Origin of the sequence: Rhodococcus sp. KRD197 (assembly GCF_017168235.1) — a bacterium.
Taxonomy (GTDB): Bacteria; Actinomycetota; Actinomycetes; order Mycobacteriales; family Mycobacteriaceae; genus Rhodococcoides.
Map to the genome: position 1 here is coordinate 1 of NZ_JABFAO010000070.1, position 246 is coordinate 246.

The following is a 246-nucleotide window of genomic DNA, read 5'->3' on the forward strand; positions in this document are numbered from 1 at the left end:
GACAATGGCGGCGACCCGGCGGATCGCGGCGACCAGCTGGGTGACGGTGTCCTGGGTGGCGACCGCGTCGTTGAGGACGGTCGAATCCAACGCCCTGCGGGTCCGGCCCTTGAGGACACCGGTGTCGAAGATGCGGTTCGGGTGCTCCGAGGCGGCGAGCCGTTTGCGCCAGTAGGTCAGGACGGTCGGATGGAACGCGGACCCGTCGACAGCGAGTCCGCACGCCGCTTTCCACCGCAGGTCGAA

Annotated in this window: 1 protein-coding gene; it reads right to left on the bottom strand. The window is 69.1% G+C overall.

Annotated features, from left to right (window positions below; translation table 11 throughout):
- The coding region (locus tag J1M86_RS24410; RefSeq protein WP_206511709.1) for a transposase at window positions 1-246 on the bottom strand (246 nt) is incomplete at both ends.